The organism is Rhodobacter sp. NSM (genome assembly GCF_052244495.1).
GTDB lineage: Bacteria > Pseudomonadota > Alphaproteobacteria > Rhodobacterales > Rhodobacteraceae > Cereibacter_A.
Window position 1 is genome coordinate 1 of sequence record NZ_JBQPXH010000049.1, and the last position, 1,397, is coordinate 1,397.

Annotated in this window: 1 protein-coding gene; it reads left to right on the top strand. The window is 70.9% G+C overall.

The genetic code is table 11. The features are described 5' to 3' along the window. Positions 1–1,397 (top strand): recombinase family protein (locus tag ACTVZP_RS22180; RefSeq protein WP_443214295.1); only part of this gene is annotated, 1,397 nt, incomplete at both ends.

Here is a 1,397-nt window from a genome sequence, read left to right on the forward strand (position 1 = left end):
GTCGAGGGAATCGACCGGATCGGCCGCCGCGCGGCCGACATCACCTCGATCTGCGACTGGTTCGAGAGCCGCGGCGTCGCGCTCCATGCCGCGAACGGCGGGCGCTTCGACTGGAAGCTCGTGCCGCTCCTCGCCGCCATCGCCGAGCACCAGGCGCGCGAGATCGCCGACGAGACCCGGCGCGGCCAGGGCGGCACGACGCGTCGCGGGCGGGTGGCTGCGGGGATCGCCTATGGCTACCGTGTCCTGCCCGGCGCCGCGGGTCTCAACCGCGCGATCGTGCCGGAGGAGGCGGCCGTGGTGCGGCGGATCCTCGAGGATTATGCGGCGGGCCTCTCGCCGAGAAAGATCGCGGCGGCGCTGAATGCCGAGGGGATCGCCTCGCCCTCGGGCGGCGGCTGGAACGACTCGACGATCCGCGGCAACGCGAAGAAGCGTGACGGCCTGCTGCGCAACGAGGCGTACGTCGGCGTCATCGTCTATGGCCGCAACCAGTTTGGTCGCGACCCCGACACCGGCAACCGGATCTCGCGCCCGGCGGAAGCGGAAGCGATCATCTATGCCGACCGGCCTGAGCTGCAGATCGTGCCGGACGAGCTGTGGAACAGCGTCCAAGGCCGGCTGGATACGACCTACGCTGCCTTCGCTGGCCGGACCGCGCCGCTGAACGCGAGCCACCGCGCGAAGTATCTGCTCTCGGGCCTCGTCACCTGCGGCTGCTGCGGCGGGGGCTACACGCTGGTCGGCCGTGAGCGGTACGGCTGCTTCAATCGGAAGAGCAAGGGCCCGGCGATCTGCAATAACCGCAGGACGATCAGTCGAGGCAAGCTTGAGGGGCGCGTGCTGGCGCGACTGCGCGCGGGGTTGTTGACGCCGGAGATGGCGGCGCGGTTCGCGTCGGAGGTGGCGCGGATCCTGCGCGACGAGGCGGAGCGGGAGCCCGCGGGCGGAGCCGAGCGGTTGACGGCGGAACTGGCACGGCTGGATGCAACCATCGAGCGGTTGCTCGACCGGCTGGAAGGATGCGAGCCCGGCGAGGCGCTGGTGGCACGGCTGCGGACGCGAGAGACCGAGCGGGAACGGCTGCGTCGCGAACTGGAGGAGGCGCAGACGGCACGGCCGGCGCCTAGCCCGCCGACCTCGGCCGAGCTCCAGGCAGCCTGGAGCGGCCAGGTCGCGCGCATGGACGCGCTTCTCGCCGGCACGCCGCAACTGGTCGAGGCGAACGTGGCGCTGCGGGATCTTCTCGGGGCGGTGATCGTGCAGCCGGACGCTGAAGCGGTGGACGGCCTGCGGATCGAGATCCGCGGGGATCTGGGGCATCTGCTCGGATCGGGCGACGGGGAATGCAGAAAAACCTCCCTGAGGAGGTTCTTGCGTCTGCGTGTCAGATTTCG